16 protein-coding genes are annotated in these 16615 nt (G+C 40.3%); 11 read left to right on the plus strand and 5 right to left on the minus strand.

Translation table 11 applies throughout. The features are described from left to right. Window positions 1–69 precede the first annotated feature (69 nt). The 5 genes from OKW21_RS00200 (at window position 70) to porN (ending at window position 5692) form a co-directional block, all read left to right on the plus strand. Complete coding sequence (locus OKW21_RS00200) at window positions 70–1029, plus strand: PorP/SprF family type IX secretion system membrane protein (RefSeq protein WP_277476313.1); 960 nt, start codon at window positions 70–72, stop codon at window positions 1027–1029. Window positions 1030–1191: 162 nt separating this feature from the next. Further along, window positions 1192–2241 carry a T9SS ring complex lipoprotein PorK/GldK gene (porK, locus tag OKW21_RS00205; RefSeq protein WP_277476314.1) on the plus strand — a complete coding sequence of 350 codons (1050 nt, stop codon included), beginning with the start codon at window positions 1192–1194 and terminating at the stop codon, window positions 2239–2241. Between the two features lie 49 nt (window positions 2242–2290). Beyond that, window positions 2291–3100 (plus strand): type IX secretion system motor protein PorL/GldL, encoded by an 810-nt coding sequence (gene porL / locus OKW21_RS00210; protein ID WP_277476315.1) that lies wholly within the window; start codon window positions 2291–2293, stop codon window positions 3098–3100. A gap of 42 nt (window positions 3101–3142) precedes the next feature. Then, complete coding sequence (gene porM / locus OKW21_RS00215) at window positions 3143–4729, plus strand: type IX secretion system motor protein PorM/GldM (protein ID WP_277476316.1); 1587 nt, start codon at window positions 3143–3145, stop codon at window positions 4727–4729. A 24-nt stretch (window positions 4730–4753) separates the two neighbouring features. Further along, complete coding sequence (porN, locus tag OKW21_RS00220) at window positions 4754–5692, plus strand: type IX secretion system ring subunit PorN/GldN (protein WP_277476317.1); 939 nt, start codon at window positions 4754–4756, stop codon at window positions 5690–5692. Between the two features lie 58 nt (window positions 5693–5750). Here porN and uvrC read toward each other — a convergent pair whose 3' ends face one another. Beyond that, window positions 5751–7550 carry an excinuclease ABC subunit UvrC gene (gene uvrC, locus OKW21_RS00225; protein WP_277476318.1) on the minus strand — a complete coding sequence of 600 codons (1800 nt, stop codon included), beginning with the start codon at window positions 7548–7550 and terminating at the stop codon, window positions 5751–5753. Window positions 7551–7562: 12 nt separating this feature from the next. Then, complete coding sequence (locus tag OKW21_RS00230; protein WP_277476319.1) at window positions 7563–8147, minus strand: DUF6992 family protein; 585 nt, start codon at window positions 8145–8147, stop codon at window positions 7563–7565. A gap of 111 nt (window positions 8148–8258) precedes the next feature. Between OKW21_RS00230 and OKW21_RS00235 the strand changes: the two genes are divergently transcribed. Together OKW21_RS00235 and OKW21_RS00240 are read left to right on the plus strand one after the other, a co-directional pair. After that, window positions 8259–8936 carry a YggS family pyridoxal phosphate-dependent enzyme gene (locus OKW21_RS00235; RefSeq protein ID WP_277476320.1) on the plus strand — a complete coding sequence of 226 codons (678 nt, stop codon included), beginning with the start codon at window positions 8259–8261 and terminating at the stop codon, window positions 8934–8936. Window positions 8937–8939: 3 nt separating this feature from the next. Next, entirely contained in the window at window positions 8940–9314 is a 375-nt protein-coding gene (locus OKW21_RS00240; RefSeq protein ID WP_277476321.1) for a DUF423 domain-containing protein, read from the plus strand. 1 nt (window position 9315) lies between these two features. Here the strand turns inward: OKW21_RS00240 and recR are convergent, their stop codons facing one another. Together recR and OKW21_RS00250 are read right to left on the minus strand one after the other, a co-directional pair. Further along, on the minus strand, window positions 9316–9930 hold the full coding sequence (gene recR, locus OKW21_RS00245) for a recombination mediator RecR (RefSeq protein ID WP_277476323.1): 615 nt from the start codon (window positions 9928–9930) through the stop codon (window positions 9316–9318). Window positions 9931–9977: 47 nt separating this feature from the next. Next, entirely contained in the window at window positions 9978–10286 is a 309-nt protein-coding gene (locus OKW21_RS00250) for an ATP-dependent Clp protease adaptor ClpS (protein ID WP_420870131.1), read from the minus strand. Between the two features lie 62 nt (window positions 10287–10348). Here OKW21_RS00250 and OKW21_RS00255 point away from each other — a divergent pair, with 62 nt between their 5' ends. Continuing rightward, entirely contained in the window at window positions 10349–11839 is a 1491-nt protein-coding gene (locus tag OKW21_RS00255) for a sodium:solute symporter (protein ID WP_277476325.1), read from the plus strand. Here the strand turns inward: OKW21_RS00255 and OKW21_RS00260 are convergent. Further along, window positions 11836–12225, minus strand: a complete 390-nt coding sequence (locus OKW21_RS00260; protein WP_277476326.1) for an ArsR/SmtB family transcription factor — start codon at window positions 12223–12225, stop codon at window positions 11836–11838. The two genes, OKW21_RS00255 and OKW21_RS00260, sit on opposite strands and share 4 nt — an antisense overlap. A 160-nt stretch (window positions 12226–12385) precedes the next feature. On the opposite strand from OKW21_RS00260, the gene OKW21_RS00265 reads away from it, so the two are divergent. From OKW21_RS00265 to OKW21_RS00275, 3 genes are all read left to right on the plus strand, one after another. Then, complete coding sequence (locus OKW21_RS00265) at window positions 12386–13033, plus strand: carboxypeptidase-like regulatory domain-containing protein (RefSeq protein WP_277476327.1); 648 nt, start codon at window positions 12386–12388, stop codon at window positions 13031–13033. 216 nt (window positions 13034–13249) lie between these two features. Further along, window positions 13250–15010: a complex I subunit 4 family protein gene (locus OKW21_RS00270; RefSeq protein WP_277476328.1), complete on the plus strand. Its 1761-nt coding sequence runs from the start codon at window positions 13250–13252 to the stop codon at window positions 15008–15010. A gap of 6 nt (window positions 15011–15016) precedes the next feature. Next, on the plus strand, window positions 15017–16597 hold the full coding sequence (locus tag OKW21_RS00275) for an NADH-quinone oxidoreductase subunit N (protein WP_277476329.1): 1581 nt from the start codon (window positions 15017–15019) through the stop codon (window positions 16595–16597). The last annotated feature ends 18 nt before the right edge of the window (window positions 16598–16615 follow it).

The raw sequence follows: 16615 nt of genomic DNA on the forward strand, positions 1-16615 counted from the left end.
ATAATTGAATAAATTAATTATTGTTGAACTGTTACCTTTGGGCGTGATCAGTGCTTTTTGTAGTCGCGTATGAATAAAACATTACTTATACTTGTTTGTATCACGATTATTGGCTTAACCAACAGCCAGGGGCAGCAAAGTGCGCAGTTTAGTCAATATATGTTCAATACACTTTTTTATAATCCTGCTTATGCAGGAGTAGAAGGTGTTACTACATTAACAGCTTTTCATAGAACACAGTGGGCAGGCTATCAGCCTACTTTGGATAATGCTGGAGGCATTAATACTCAGGTAGTTAGTTTGAATGCCCCTATTCTACGATTAAGGAGTGGTTTTGGACTGCACATCGTTAACGATAATATAGGTCCGTTGACCAATCTGGAGGCGCAGGCTTCTTTTGCTTACCATCTTGGGGTGGGTGATGGCAAACTTAGTTTAGGAATAAGAGTAGGAGCCTTTTCTCAAACTGTCGACTATGACCAATACCGACCTGTAGATCCCGATGATGAATTATTACAAGGTAACGGGAGAATTTCTCAGTTGCGCCCTGATTTCTCGGCGGGAGTGTTCTATAGAGCAAGGCAATACTACATCGGGGTAGGCTTTAAACATTTAATTGATAGTCAATTTGAATTTGTTGGAGTGGATACTTTGAACAATCCACTGGAAAGTCACATTACTGTAACAGGAGGGCTCGATTATGAGCCTACATATAAAGTACGTCTAACTCCATCTTTTTTAGTGCAGTCAGACTTAAACTCTTACTCATTTGATATTGGTATACTAGGTACTTATGATGATACCATGTGGGGAGGAGTTTCTTTTAGGCAACAAGAAGCTTTGGTGGGTATGATAGGATATAGCTTTTTTAAAGAAAAGTCTCTTAAACTGGGCTATGCTTTTGATTATACGCTTATTGCTCAGGAAGCTAAAGCTGCTACTTCCCATGAGATCATGGTGACATACAGTTTGCCTATGTCTTCTGCCAATGATAAGAAAATCATCAGAACGCCTAGATTTAGGCAATAAATAATTAATATAGTTATATTAATTATTTGAATGGTTATGTTTTTTGAAAAAACTGATGAAATCTTACAAGACAGAAAATTGCTAGAATTTGAGTGGTCTGTTTGAAACTTGATCACAATATTTGTGTTGATATTTCGTGTATGTATAAAAACAATTTGTGTTATGAGCAAAACTCTTCTAAGAAGCGGGAGTGCAATCTTCTCTTTTGCGCTACTTCTTGCGCTACAAGGTTGTGGGCTCTTCGGTGATAGTGGCGAGGATTTCGGCCAGCTAGTAGGAGTTCAGGGCAGAGAATATGATGGAATGCCTACTCCTTACGGAATGGTGCAGATTCCTGCCGGAACATTCCACACCGGACAGTCTGATGAAGACCCAATCGCATCCCAGATTAACTTCAATAAGCAAATCACTATTGGAGCTTTCTACATGGATGATACTGAGATTACCAATAATGAATATCGTCAGTTCATTTATGAAGTTCAGGAAGGTCAGGGTGAGTATGAATTTTTAGTAGGCATGGGTGCTAACTTTGTTGATGACGAGTTATATCCTGATACTACAGTATGGTCAAGGAATTATACTCACCATATGGGAGATCCTCTTGTACAATACTACTGGTCGCATCCTGCGTTTGACAATTATCCTGTAGTAGGTGTAGATTGGGAAGCTGCTAAGGTCTTTTGTCAATGGAGAACAGCATATCTTAATAACTATCGCGAGAGCAATGGCATGTTTGTGATGCCAAACTTTCGACTTCCTTCTGAAGCAGAATGGGAATATGCCGCGAGAGGCGGCCGTGATATGGCAAAATATCCCTGGGGAGGGCCTTATATCCGTAACTCTAAAGGATGCATGCTAGCCAACTTCAAGCCAGGACGTGGTAATTACTTTGATGATGGCTTTGCATATACTGCTCCTGTAGCTGCATATTTTGCTAATGATTTTGGTCTGTATGATATGTCTGGTAACGTATCAGAGTGGTGCGAAGACGCCTACAATCCTGCTGCGACAGCTATCGTATGGGACTTAAACCCAACCTATAATGACGATAACGAGCCTCGTAAAGTTGTAAGAGGTGGTTCATGGAAGGACGTATCCTACTTCCTTCAGACAGGAACCAGGACTTTTGCACACAAAGATTCTACAACAGCTTATACCGGCTTCAGATGTGCCATGACGTACATTGGCAGATCATCTGGAAACGAATTCTAGTCAATATTTAACAATCTAAATCAGTAAATCACTCGAAAATTTTAAAACAATGAGCAAGAAAAAAGGTGGATTCTCAGAACTACTTTATGGCACAATAATGCCCAAAATTTATGGTATCGGTGCTGCAGTTGTAATTGTTGGTGCTATGTTCAAAATCCTTCACCTACCAGGAGCTGGTATTATGTTAGGTGTGGGTCTTACCACAGAAGCCATAATATTCTTATTTAGTGCGTTTGAACCTAAGCATAATGAATATGACTGGTCTTTAGTATATCCCGAACTTATGGGCGATACTGAAGCTAGTGATAGAAGAAAGATTTCTAACGGAAAAAGTAATGGTGATTCTGTTACTAAGAAGTTAGATGCAATGCTAGAAAGTTCTAAGGTTGGGCCTGAATTGATCGACAGTTTAGGAAGAGGAATGAAAAATCTTTCGGACTCAGTTACTAAAATGGGATCTCTTTCTAATGCAGCATTAGCTACTGACGAATATGCTAAAAATGTGAAAGTTGCATCCTCTTCATTATCGGAAATGAATAAATCTTATTCTACTGCAATTCAAGCTATGTCATCAATGTCTGATGCTAGTAAAGATACCAAAGAGTATCATGTACAGGTACAGCAGGTAACTAAAAACTTGGCTTCTTTGAACTCAGTTTACGAATTGGAGCTGCAAGATGCTAATAGCCACTTGAAAGCGATGAATAAATTTTATTCTAATCTGAGCAGTGCTATGGAAAATGTTTCCGAGGCAAGTAAAGATGCTGAAAGTTTCAAGAATAACTTTGCTTCATTGAACAATAACATTTCTTCATTGAATAGGGTTTACGGAAACATGCTTAGTGCCATGAAGGCCTAATTATTTATATCGATTTAAACATTATTTTAACTTAAAAATAATATGGCTGGAGGAAAAGAAACCCCGAGGCAAAAGATGATCGGTATGATGTACTTAGTACTTACCGCACTTTTAGCCTTGCAAGTTAGTAACACAGTACTGGAGAAATTTATCTTCATTGATAATAGCTTGGAACAATCTGCGGATGGTGCCAAGTCTCAGAACAGCAATACTGTTGACCGTATTCAGTCAGCAGTAGAAGATGCTGGAAATCGTAAAGAAGACGTAGCAGTGCTTGAAAAAGCCAGAGAAGTAAGGGCAAAAACTAATCAGGTATTAAATACGCTTGATTCCTTAAAGAAAGAGTTTGTGGTAGTCACTGGTGGAACTGAAGAAGATGGGACTTATGTAGGTGGAAAAAGCGAAGATGAGATAGCTGACATCATGGTAAGACAAGGTAAAGGAGAAGAGCTTAAGAAAGCTTTAAATGGTTACGCAAGCTATTTAGCAAGTACTACCGGGCAAGATGTGGCTCCCATTGCACTTGATGCTATTGAGAACCCTGTATTTAAAGATAATCCTGAGCAAAATATGAAGAGCTTCTCAGAGATCACTTTCCAGAGTACTCCTATGGTAGCTGGTTTAGCATCACTGAGCCAGTTGAAAAATGAGGTTCTTTCTCGTGAGACAATTGCTTTAGATCGTCTGGCACGTCAGGTAGGTGCAGCAGATATGAAGTTTGATAACATTGTGGCTATGGTTAGGCCTGAGTCAAATGTAGTAGCTGCAGGTACCAAGTATAAGGCGGATTTATTTATTGCTGCTTCATCAAGTGCGGTAGATCCTGTCATGACCGTGAATGGTAAGTCTATTCCTGTAAATGGCGGTATGGGTCAAATCGAGTTTACAGCCAGTGCAGACAAATATGATGAAAGCAATAAGGCTGAAAAGTCATTTAAAGCTTCAATCGCTATTGAGCAAGGGGGTAAGAAAGAAGTTTACGAAGAGACTTTTAGCTACTTTGTAACTAAGCCGGTGATCCAGATTCAGTCTGAGTCAGTGCAAGCACTATACTTAAACTGTGGAAATGAACTTCAGGTTAATGTTCCAGCATTAGGAACTACTTATGATCCTTCATTTACTGCTCAGGGTGGTACTGCTATCAAAGGCCAAAAGACAGGTTCAGTTACTGTAATTCCTAAAGCTCCAAAGCTTACACTGGGAGTAAGCAGTGGTGGTAACAAAATTGGTGACGAGACTTTCACTGTTAAGAGAGTTCCTAAGCCTATGATAGTAGTTAAAGGTCCCGGAGGAGGATTGGTGAATATGCAAAAAGGAGAAACTGCAAGTAGGTTGAGATCTATCAAAATAGAGGCTGTTGCCGATGAGGATTTTAAAAACTTCTTACCTAAAGATGCGCGATACAAAGTTATTGAGGCAGACATCATTTTAGCAAGAGGTAGCCGTCCTATTGATAAAGCTTCTTTATCAAATGAAACTGCTAACCTGGGCCGCATGATGTCACAGGCTAAGGCAGGAGATAGATTATCTATAGAAATTAAGAAAGTACAGCGAATGAATTTTAAAAATGAGTTAGAAGACGTGCCTTTAGGGGCTAGTGAGTCTTTCATTAACGTTCCGCTGAACTAATATTGAAAGTTATAAACAGGTGTTATGATGCAAATAAAAAGATTTATTACACACAGTTTGGGGGCCTCCATGGTTGCCCTCTGTGTATCCAGTTCGCTATTCGCCCAAGAATCTGATGGGTATAATGCAAATTCTATCAGACCGATACATGAATCAGATCAACTCTATAAAACCAGAGTTTGGAGACGCATGGATCTGGAGGAAAAGCAAAATAAACCTTTCTTCTCAACAAACCGCGAGATTACGCAGGTAATGATTAATGCTGTTATGAACGGCACTTTATATCCTTACACCAGTGATTCTTTAAATGAGCGGATGTCAAAGGAGCAGTTTATTGAAAACTTAACAATTCCTGCCGATGGTCCGGCTCTATCTGAAGATGAAATAGCGATGGGCTTTGGGCAACAAGAAGAAGCTCAGGAAGATGATGGCTGGGGCGGAGGATGGGGAGACGACTCCTCTTCATCAAGTGGTCAAGGTGCTGAAGGTACAGCTGTGGAGTCTTCTGCTTCAACTTCAGAAGCTTCAGCTTCTACGAATAATCTCTTTTATGCAACAGATGTAACTATTCTTGAGATTATGGAGGACATAATCTTTGATAAGTCACGTGGTCGCCAGTATTATGACATACAGTCAGTGACAATGATCTTACCCCCTGAGATGTTTCCTCTGACAGGTTTACAGAAGCCTGTAGCTACTTTCAAGTATATGGATCTGATGCGTGTATTTGAGGAAAACCCTGAAATCGCAGTTTGGGTCAACCCTTACAATGATGCTAAACATCTGAACTTGAAGCACGCTTTTGATCTGAGATTGTTTAATGCTCATATCGTTAAGTACTCAAATCCTGAGGATGAATATATCATTGACAAAACAGGTGGAGACAGGAGATCAGCTTTGATGGAGTCATTGAATTATGAATATAATCTGTTAGAAAGAGAGCACGAACTCTGGGAATATTAATGCTATCATAACACAATTGTTTATACTATAAGAAAGGAGAGGGTGACCTCTCCTTTTTTTATGTTTGTGTCTGAAGCGCTTCTTTAATGGCTTTTGCCTTGGCAGGACCGATAAGGTCAGTTAACTTTTGGTCATCAGCTTCACGGATATTTTTGACAGACTTGAAATTTTTAAGTAAAGACATAGCGGTTTTTTTTCCGATACCGGGAATTTCTTCTAAAGCAGATTTTAGAGCTGCGTTTGACCTCTTTTGCCTATGAAAGGTAATAGCAAAACGGTGTGCCTCATCACGAATACGCTGAAGTAATTTCAAAGACTCCGATTTTTTATCGATGTGCAAAGGGTAGGGGTCTTCAGGCATGTAAATTTCCTCCAGTCTTTTAGCGATGCCTACAATAGGAATAGAGCCGTATAATTCTAAGTCTTTTAAAGCTTTACACGCAGCACTGAGTTGTCCTTTCCCTCCATCAATTACAATAAGATCGGGCAAAGGTAGTTCCTCCATTTTTAAACGGTGGTATCTGCGATAAACAATTTCATTCATTGAACCAAAATCATCAGGCCCTACCACTGTTTTGATATTGAATTTACGATAGTCTTTTTTTGAAGGCTTTCCATCTTTAAAGCAGACCATAGAGGCTACCGGATTACTACCCTGAATATTTGAGTTGTCAAAGCACTCTATCTGCATGGGAAGGGTTTTTAACCTAAGGTCTTCTTTAAGAGTAACCAAAACTCTATTTTCTTTTTGCTTGGTATTCAAGACTTGATTGTAACGCTCTTTCTTATAGAAAAGAACATTCTTGATAGACATATCTACGAGCTTACGTTTATCTCCAATTTTAGGAACTATGATGTTGACAGCCTCTATCTGTATAGAAATATCAATATTTGTTAAAAGGTCTGTAGCATTGCTAAGGTACCTGTTTCGCAGTTCTACAATCATCAGGGCAAGTACTTCTTCATCTGGCTCATCTAGCTTTTTCTTTACCTCAATAGTTTTGGTAAGTACAATGGAGCCATTGTTTACTTTAAGATAATTAATGAAAGCGATCTTTCCATCCGAGACAATAGTGAAGACATCAGTATCTCCAATTTGAGGATTTACGACCAGTGATTTTGCCTGGTATTTTGAGAGAAGCTCGGTTTTTTCTTTGAACATCTGGGCAGTTTCAAATTCTAAGTTTGAGGCTGCTTCCTGCATTTTTACTTTAAAGTAATTGCGGGCTATGCCCAAATTACCTTTCAGAATATTAGTAGCTTGTTCTATATCACGATTGTAATCTTCTTCACTTTGTAAATTTTCGCATGGCCCTTTGCAATTACCAATATGATATTCCAGGCAGACCTTAAACTTACCGGATCTGATATTTTCATCGGATAGATCGTACCGACAGGTTCGGATAGTATAGAGATTTCTAAGTAATTCCAGAATGTTGTTCATGGCCTTGATACTGGCAAAAGGCCCGAAATAGTGACCTGCTCCAGGTACCATTCTCCGGGTGGGGATGATACGGGGAAAACGCTCTCTGGTAAGCAAAATATAAGGGTAGCTCTTATCATCTTTCAGCAGTATGTTATACTTAGGCTGATTTTTTTTGATCAGACTGTTTTCCAGAAGCAGCGCATCAAACTCAGAGTTTACGATGGTAAACTCAATGGAAGTAATTTCACTTACCATTTTTTTCGTCTTGCGACTACTGCCTGCCGAGCGGTTAAAATAACTACTAACTCTCTTCTTCAGGTCTTTTGCCTTACCTACATAAATTAGATCATGCTGGTGATTATAAAACTTGTAAACTCCGGGCTGATGAGGGAGTTTATTAATATCTGCTACGTTGTAGTAAGTAACTTCCATGCTACCTGAATATCAAAATCTTAAGCTCAAACCTATGCCGTTGACTGAACTGCTAAGTAAAGGTAATAATTCACTGGAACGAGCATCTAAAACAAAATATAATACAGTATCAAAAACGAGCAGGAAAGCTCCCTGGAGGATTAGCGCTTGGCCATAGCCAGTAAATCTTTTTGAATTTCTTTCTATGCTTTTTGCCTTTTCTAATAAATAAAGACCTCCTGCCATATAAGCCACATCTAGGCCAGCATTAAATAACAACGTTTTTTGTAAGCCAAAAAATTCGTCAGTAGTAGTAGAAAGTTGGAGGGTGTCGGGAGCTATTTGTAAGCTGTTATAGTACCCAAAACCCGCTAAAGCGAGGTTTACCACATTCCAAAAGGTGTTCATCTGATAAAAGTAATACCGACTCCCGGAAGCCTGCGTCATCAACAAGCTATTGACAGCGATATTGCCTACTGCCCACCCCCCCAGCGTGAGCATACCTATTTTGGTAATCTGTTTTTGTTGCTTATAAAAGCTGATAATTTCATTATCAGCTTGGCCAAAGGCCTGAAAAAAAGCCCAGCAGAAGATAAGTGTAAGTATATATTTTTTCATCAAAAGCTTAATTTTTACCCTTAACCTGTTTTGTCTAAATTACCGACTATTAAACAACACTGCTGTAAAAGCATTGTTGATATCAAGTGAATAATAAAAGTATTAATAAATATGAGTGTTGCGAAAAATTTAGAAGAGTTGCGAGCAAAGGTTAGCTCATATCCCTGCACGCTGGTGGCAGTGAGTAAAACCAAACCCGTAGAAATGCTAGAAGAAGCTTACAAAGCAGGTGTAAGAGACTTTGGAGAAAACAAGGTACAGGAATTGGTAGACAAGTATGAGCAACTGCCCAAGGATATTCAATGGCATATGATAGGTCACTTGCAGCGAAACAAAGTAAAGTATATCACTCCCTTCGTGCATATGATCCATTCGGTAGATAGTGCTCGCCTCCTTAAGGAGATAGAAAAGCAAGCCAGAAAGGAAGAGAGAGTCGTGGACTGTCTGCTACAAATGCATATTGCTGAAGAGGAAAGTAAGTATGGTTTATCTGAAGAGGAGCTATTTGAAATTCTTAATGGTGAGATGCTGGCTAAGGCCAGGTATGTTAGGATCAAAGGTTTGATGGGCATGGCTACCTTCACTGAGAATGAACAACAAATAAGAAAAGAGTTCAAATCTCTGAAACGGATTTTTGAAAAAGTGAAAGCAGATCAACAATTGCCGCAGAACGTAGAGATAAAAGAGCTTTCCATGGGCATGAGTGGAGATTATCAAATTGCCTTGGAAGAAGGAAGCACTATGTTGAGGATAGGGACTACAATTTTTGGAGAAAGGAACTACAATTAAAATATGCAGAAAATTATTTTATTGAGTGCTTCAGCTTTGGGAGCGCTCTCAGTGATGATAGGCGCATTCGGGGCGCATGCGTTAAAAGCTAGTCTGGAAGCAAGTAACAGGCTGGATACTTTTGAAACAGCAGTGAAGTATCAATTTTATCACACATTGGCACTTTTGGCTATTGGCTTACTCATGTACAGGCTCAATGATAAATTGCTGGATTATGCAGGCTTAACTATGATTGGGGGAATATTAGTTTTCTCCGGCTCGCTTTATATCTTATGTCTTTCTGGCATACGTTGGCTGGGTGCTGTTACTCCTATTGGTGGCTTACTTATGATTGCAGGTTGGGTATTACTATTTTGGGCAATTGCCAGGGCAGGTTGAGCTAGCTTTGTTCATAAGCTTTGCGACCCAGAATACTTCTTCCCAAAGTTATTTCATCAGTATACTCAAGCTCACTCCCAATAGGTACGCCCCGGGCAAGGCTGGTAATTTTTACCGGATGATCTTTCAGTTTTTTAGTAATGAAAAAGGCAGTGGTATCTCCCTCCATAGTAGAACTGAGCGCCAGGATGATTTCTTTTACTTCAGATTCAGGGGAAATAACCCTGTTAATGACCGACTGCAAATGTAAATCGCCGGGGCCAATGCCTTCAATAGGTGAGATGACACCACCCAGTACATGATAAAGCCCTCGGTACTGAGAAGTGTTCTCTATGGCAATAAGATCGGTGACTGTCTCAACTACGCAAATGATGCTATGGTCACGCCTTTCGTTAGCACAGATGCCGCAGATCTCACTATCAGAAATATTGTGGCAACTTTTACAGTACTGGGTCTTAGTCCGAAGGTTTACCATAGCCTCTGAAAGAGACTTAGTGAAATCTTCTTCTTCCCGTAGCATATGTAACGCCAACCTGAGGGCTGTTTTTTTTCCAATTCCTGGAAGCTTGGCTATCTCATTGACAGCATCTTCTATCAATTTAGAAGGATACTCCATAAAAGTTTAGGTGATAAGAGGGTTGATGATAGTGCTTACAGAAAAAATTAACGGATAACTGCACCGATACCTGCATCACAAATTGCGTCACGTTGTGGCTTGAGCTCTTCATAGCTTCCTTTCTTTACAGAACACTTTCCTTTATAATGAATAATAAGTGTACACTGTTCTGCCTGTTCAGGGCTATGTTTACAGACCTTAATCAAGGTGTTAATCACATGATCGAAAGTATTGTAATCATCGTTTAACACGATGAGATCTTTGTTTTCAACAACTTCTTCTTTTTCCTCATGTAGAACTTCTTCTAATACTTCTACTTCTTCTTCAATTGCTGCGTATCTCATAGGTTCAAACATATCCATTTAGCAAATTTAAAAAAAAAGACCCAATTTCGTGCCCCATTACTTAACAATAACACATGTCACCAATATTAGTTCTAAGCGTAATTGCCGGATATTTTGTTGTCCTTTTACTGATTTCTTATTTCACATCTCGTGGCGCTACTACCCAGACATTCTTCAATGCCAACCGTTCATCACCCTGGTACCTGGTAGCGTTTGGAATGATCGGTGCTTCCTTATCTGGAGTAACATTTATCTCAGTACCTGGTGAGGTAGGTAACTCTCAATTCTCGTATTTTCAGGTAGTGTTAGGCTATGTTCCGGGCTATGCTTTTATCGCATTAGTATTAATGCCCTTGTATTACCGGCTTAATTTAGTATCCATCTATGGGTACTTGGAGCGGCGTTTTGGATTCTGGTCGTATAAAACTGGTGCTTTTTTCTTTCTGCTCTCGCGACTCATAGGGTCTTCTGCACGCTTATTCCTGGTAGCAGGGGTACTACAAATAGCAATCTTTGATAGCTTTGATGTGCCTTTCTGGATAACAGTTTTTGTTACGATTGTACTCATCTGGTTGTATACTTTTCGGGGAGGTATCAAAACCATCGTATGGACAGATACACTGCAAACGTTCTTTATGCTATCTTCCGTAGCCATTAGCATTTTTCTTATAGGGCAGGAATTAGAAATGTCTCTTGGAGATATGATCGCTAATGTAGAACGTCGCAAAATTTCCAAGATCTTTTTCTGGGACTGGGATAGTGCCAATAACTTTTTTAAGCAGTTTATTTCCGGCGCTTTTATTGCCATTGTGATGACCGGTTTGGACCAGGATATGATGCAAAAAAATCTAACCTGCAAGAACCTGGGAGAAGCTCAGAAGAACATGAAATGGTTTACCGTGACAATAGTTTTTGTAACGCTGATGTTTTTGACATTAGGGGCATTACTTTTTTTATATGCTGATACTAAAGGGATCGCGATTCCTGAAAGTACGGATGACCTTTACCCTATGCTGGCTGTAAATCATTTTGATACTTATGCAGGTATTATTTTTATGTTGGGTATTATCGCTGCCGCTTACTCAAGTGCAGATTCAGCTCTGACAGCGCTCACTACTTCATTTTGTGTGGATTTTCTGGGATTAGGAAATGAACGTGCTGAGACAAGAAATGAGAAAGGTAAAGATATTGACAAAGCAGTACGTATGAGAGTACATGTAATGTTTTCAGTCCTCTTATTTTTAGTGATTCTGCTCTTTAATGCCTTCAACAGTGAGAGTGTGATTGTGGCTGTATTCAAAATAGCGGGTTATACATATGGCCCTCTTCTAGGACTATACTCTTATGGCCTCTATACGTCAAAGAAAGCTCAGGACCGCTTAGTCCCCTGGGTGTGTTTGCTGGCACCGGTCATCAGCTTTGTACTGGATACTAACTCAGCTATCTTGTTTAATGGTTTTCAGTTTGGCTTTTTCATACTGATCGTAAATGGAGCGCTTACTTTTATTGGCCTGTTACTGATCAGCAAGGGGCAAGTAGAAAAAGAGCGTTTACAAAAAGCTTAACTGGAATAAAGCTTCTTTTGGTGGTGTAGCTTCCATATTGCAAGTTCTCGGTTAGAATAAAGAATATGAAAAGTCTCAAGATCATGAAGTAAAACAGCGTCCTTATTCATATACTGAAATATCTGGGCAATAATATCTCTCGCCTGCTGCTTGATGCGATAGTACACAAACTGGTCTACTTTACGGGAACTGACCAGGCCTGCATTTTTGAGAAAGCGCAGATGACGTGAAGTTTTAGTCTGGGTAAAGTCCAGGATGTGCTCCAGGTCAGTAATACACATTTCTTCCTGTTTGTAGAGAAGAAACAGTATTCTTACCCGCGCCTCATCAGAAAGTGCTTTGAATACGCCAAGTCCAAAGGATAAGCTGAAATTTTTTACTCGCATATTAAGTTGTTCTATGTAGCTAGGCTTATTGATCTATGTTTTATGGTATAATTAACTTAACATAAAACATATAAATTCTCTAAGTGTATTATTAATATTAATTTTCTGTGACTATTTTAGTAGAACGTTCGTTAATGTTACAAAAGAAATAAAAGCTGATTTGAAGTATATAGGTAAAATATTTGGCGTTGCGGTATTGATGAGTTTTCTTTTGACTTTTGCTGTTAACACAGCTCAGGCACAGGGAAAAAGTAGTGTTATTCAGCTTTCAGGTCTAGTTTTAGGAGAAGACAGTACTTCAGCACTGGCAGGCGCTAACATTTACGTGCCCGCTGCTGGTCGGGGTACTTCTACCAATCAGTACGGATATTTTTCCTTGCCGGTACTGGCTGGTGATAGTGTAATTCTTAGTTCTATTGGTTATAAGAAGCAGTACTATCTTGTTCCAGAAGATCAAAAAGAGAGTCTCACTATCGTGGTTGAACTTCAGACAGATACCACTTACTTACCGGGAGTAGTCGTTTTCCCTTTCCCTACCGAAGAAATTTTTAAAGAGGCCGTGTTGGCTCTGGAGTTACCTGATCAGGATCAGTATGATAATATGAATGAGAACCTTAATGCTGATCTACTAGCCCGCATGTTTGAGGCCATGCCCATGGATGGCAGTATGAACCATCGCTATTTTATGAATCAGCAGTTTGATCGTTTACAGTATGGTTCCGGACCTCGCCCCAATCCCCTGCTTAACCCTTTTGCCTGGGCAGAGTTTATCAAATCCTTGAAGCGGGGAGACTTCAAGAAAAAATAAAGCAGACAATTATCTGCTCCTTTTCGCAGACAATTTTATACCTATTTAGAAGGGATAGCCTGACCTAATAAGGCTCTCCAGGCATTGATTTTGAGCAGATAACGTCATAAATAAAGAATATAGATAAAAATATGTCTGTACAATTTATCTTTCCATCAGAATAGCTAATTTTGGGGCTTCATTAACAAGCGGTACAAACTGAGTTAGCTTGATTGCATGGATTCATACCTACTTTCCCTTTTAATTTTCATACCGCTGGCAGTTGCATTGATCCTGTTACTGCTTCCTGCACGATATGTACAGGTCTTTAAGTGGATGACTCTACTGGCTACCCTGCTACAATTAGGAGTAGCCATTTTTGTATACATCAACTTTGAAAAGAGACCTGAGCAGATAGCTCAGGATAGTGAAGAGACTACCTCACAGTTGATACAGGCTCAACTGTCTGAAAAAGTAGAATGGATACAGATAGACATGGGAAGCCTGGGTACACTCTCTATAGATTACAATCTGGGGGTAGATGGCCTTAGCATCAGCATGGTATTATTGTCAGTGCTGGTATTGACAATAGGAGCCATTTCTTCCTGGAAGATCCATAGTAATGTTAAAGGGTATTTCTTGCTTTACCTTCTGCTAAGTTCCTCAGTCGTGGGTTGCTTTGTGGCATTAGACTTTTTCCTTTTCTACCTGTTCTTTGAGTTTATGCTCCTCCCAATGTACTTCCTGATAGGGATGTGGGGAGGTCCGAGAAGAGAATACGCAGCGATCAAGTTCTTTTTGTATACACTATTAGGATCCATATTTATATTGATAGCTATCATAGGGCTGTATGTGAGTGTAATTGACCCGCTTGAAACCGCAGTTTCTCTGGGGCTTGCATCTAATGTTGACGCTGTAACACCACAGCTCATTGAGCAGGTACAAAATATGCTGGCCGAAGGGCAGATTGCCTCACAATATATGGTACGTACCTTCAGCATGATTGCGATGACTGACGCTGGCAATTTCATTCCTGGTACGATACTGAGCCTACTAAGCCAGTCTACTCTCTTAGGGGTTTCTGTCAGGCTTTGGGCATTTCTGGCCCTATTGATTGGTTTTGCCATAAAATTACCGGCAGTGCCGCTACATACGTGGCTGCCGGATGCCCACGTGGAAGCGCCCACCCCTATCTCGGTAGTTTTAGCGGGGATCTTGTTGAAAATAGGAGCCTATGGTATACTCCGCACAGCTTACAGTATTTTTCCAGAGGGGGCAGTATACTATGCCTGGTGGATAGGTTTGTTTGGCCTGATTGCTATTATATATGGTGGCATGAATGCTTTAGCTCAGAAAGATGTAAAAAAGCTGATTGCTTATTCTTCGGTATCTCATATGGGCTTTGTCCTCCTGGGCCTGGCTTCTATTACGGTGGAAGGTATCAGTGGAAGCATCTATCAAATGTTTAGCCATGGCCTTATCTCTTCCATGCTCTTTCTTATTGCCGGAGTACTCTATGACCGTACCCATGATCGTATGATTGCTCACTATGGAGGTTTGACAGCCCGTATGCCTTATTTTACCGGTTTGGTAGTAATCGCTTTCTTCGCTTCTTTAGGCTTGCCTGGCTTCTCTGGTTTTGTAGCGGAAGTATTGGTTTTTCTGGGTGCGTTCAACTCAGCAACACTCAATGAACTGCTTCCTCGCTGGATGCCTATCTTAGCCACCTTCGGGCTAATACTGGGTGCAGCTTACTACTTATGGACGCTCCAGCGTATGTTTTTTGGAACCTACTATGTTCGGGACAGCAGTTGGACCCCTAAACTTAAAGATTTGAATGCCAGGGAATATATCATGCTGGTGCCTTTGGCATTAGCCATTATAGCTTTTGGTATTTTTCCTCAAATCTTAATAGATATGATTGATGTTACCGTGAGTAAGTTCGTGTACTACGTGAACACCACAGGTCAGGAAAATTTACAGCTCATACTCAGATAAATTTACGTGCAGCAAACGATAGATACCGGACTACTAGGGCAGAAGCTTAGCGAGATAACAGCGAGCCTGAGCTATCTGATGCCTGAGGCGGTGCTCACTGCTTTCCTGCTATTGCTGTTGTTGGTAGATCTTATTGCTGGCCGTAGGGGGGCTTACTGGCTGATCAGCTTGTCTCTGATAGGCTTTGGTGTGCATCTGTTTATGCTCTTCAAACAATGGGAGTTGCTGGCTGTACTGCAGGAACCTCCCCTGTTATTGGGTATGCTAAGGCTGGATGGGATAGGAGTTTTTTTTAAAGCTTTATTCTCTCTTTCAGGAATTTTTACGGTATTGCTGAATATGCATTACCGCAGCGGCTCAGAAAAAGTAGAGAGCGAATCTTTAAAGCAGGTAGGAGAGTTTTATGTAATACTATATGGACTTTTACTCGGAGCTACTCTTATGGTGATGTCAGCCAACCTACTGATGCTCTATCTCGCCATTGAAATCGTCTCCATTGCTTCCTACATCCTCACAAACTTTAATTTTGATAAGAGAAGCGCTGAAGCAGGTATAAAATACCTTCTTTTTGGAGGAATAGCGTCAGGATTGTTACTCTATGGCATCTCCTTATTATATGGTTTTAGTGGCTCATTACTGTGGAATGAGCCCGGTTTTATTAACAGCCTTGGTCAAATACCCTCTCTGGCCCTGACCCCTGCCTTACTATTGATCGCTGCCGGATTATTATTTAAAGTTTCCGCGGTTCCCTTTCATATCTGGGCTCCTGATGTATATGAAGGAGCGCCTACTCCTGTTGTCGCAATGTTCTCAGTGGTACCCAAAATAGCAGGGATTGCTGTGCTCATACACTTTTCCGGCTTCTTTGATGCTCTGCAGACACAAATAGTGGCAATAGATTGGCAATGGGTGGTCGGAATTATTGCAATTGTTACTATAGTCTTAGGCAACTTTGCTGCCCTGTCTCAGACAAATGCCAAACGTATGATGGCTTATTCTTCCATCGCCCATTCGGGTTTTCTGCTGGTAGGTATAGTGGCATATTCTGAGTTTGGGACCCACAGCATCATGTTTTACGGAGCGGTATATCTGCTTATGAATTTTGCCGCCTTTTTATTGATCAAGATGGTTAGCCGGGAGACTGGCTATGAGTATATTAAAGATTACAAAGGCTTAGGAATGGAGTTCCCGGTCATCGGTGTGCTATTTCTTATTGTGATGATTTCGCTTACTGGGCTTCCGCCTACTGCCGGCTTTACGGCAAAACTCTTTATTTTTTCTTCTTTGTGGCAAACTTATCAGGCATCAGATAGCACTATTATGGTACTGCTGTTGTTAGTAGGGTTGCTTAATACTGTAGTTTCATTATTCTATTATTTAAAAATTCCTTATTACATGTTTTTTCGTGAGAAAGAAGAAGATAATGAGGAAAGACAGCAGATGCTAAAACCAAAAGGGCAATTAAACCCATTCAGAGCAGTAAATACCAGTGATATGTTCCTGGCTTTCTTGTTGGTTATTCCCTTATTGGTACTGTTCTTCAAAGCAAACTGGCTGATGGAACTGATAAATTTTATTCACTTTTGACAGTAGGTTTCGTATTTT

This window comes from Catalinimonas alkaloidigena (assembly GCF_029504655.1).
Classification (GTDB): Bacteria; Bacteroidota; Bacteroidia; order Cytophagales; family Cyclobacteriaceae; genus Catalinimonas; species Catalinimonas alkaloidigena.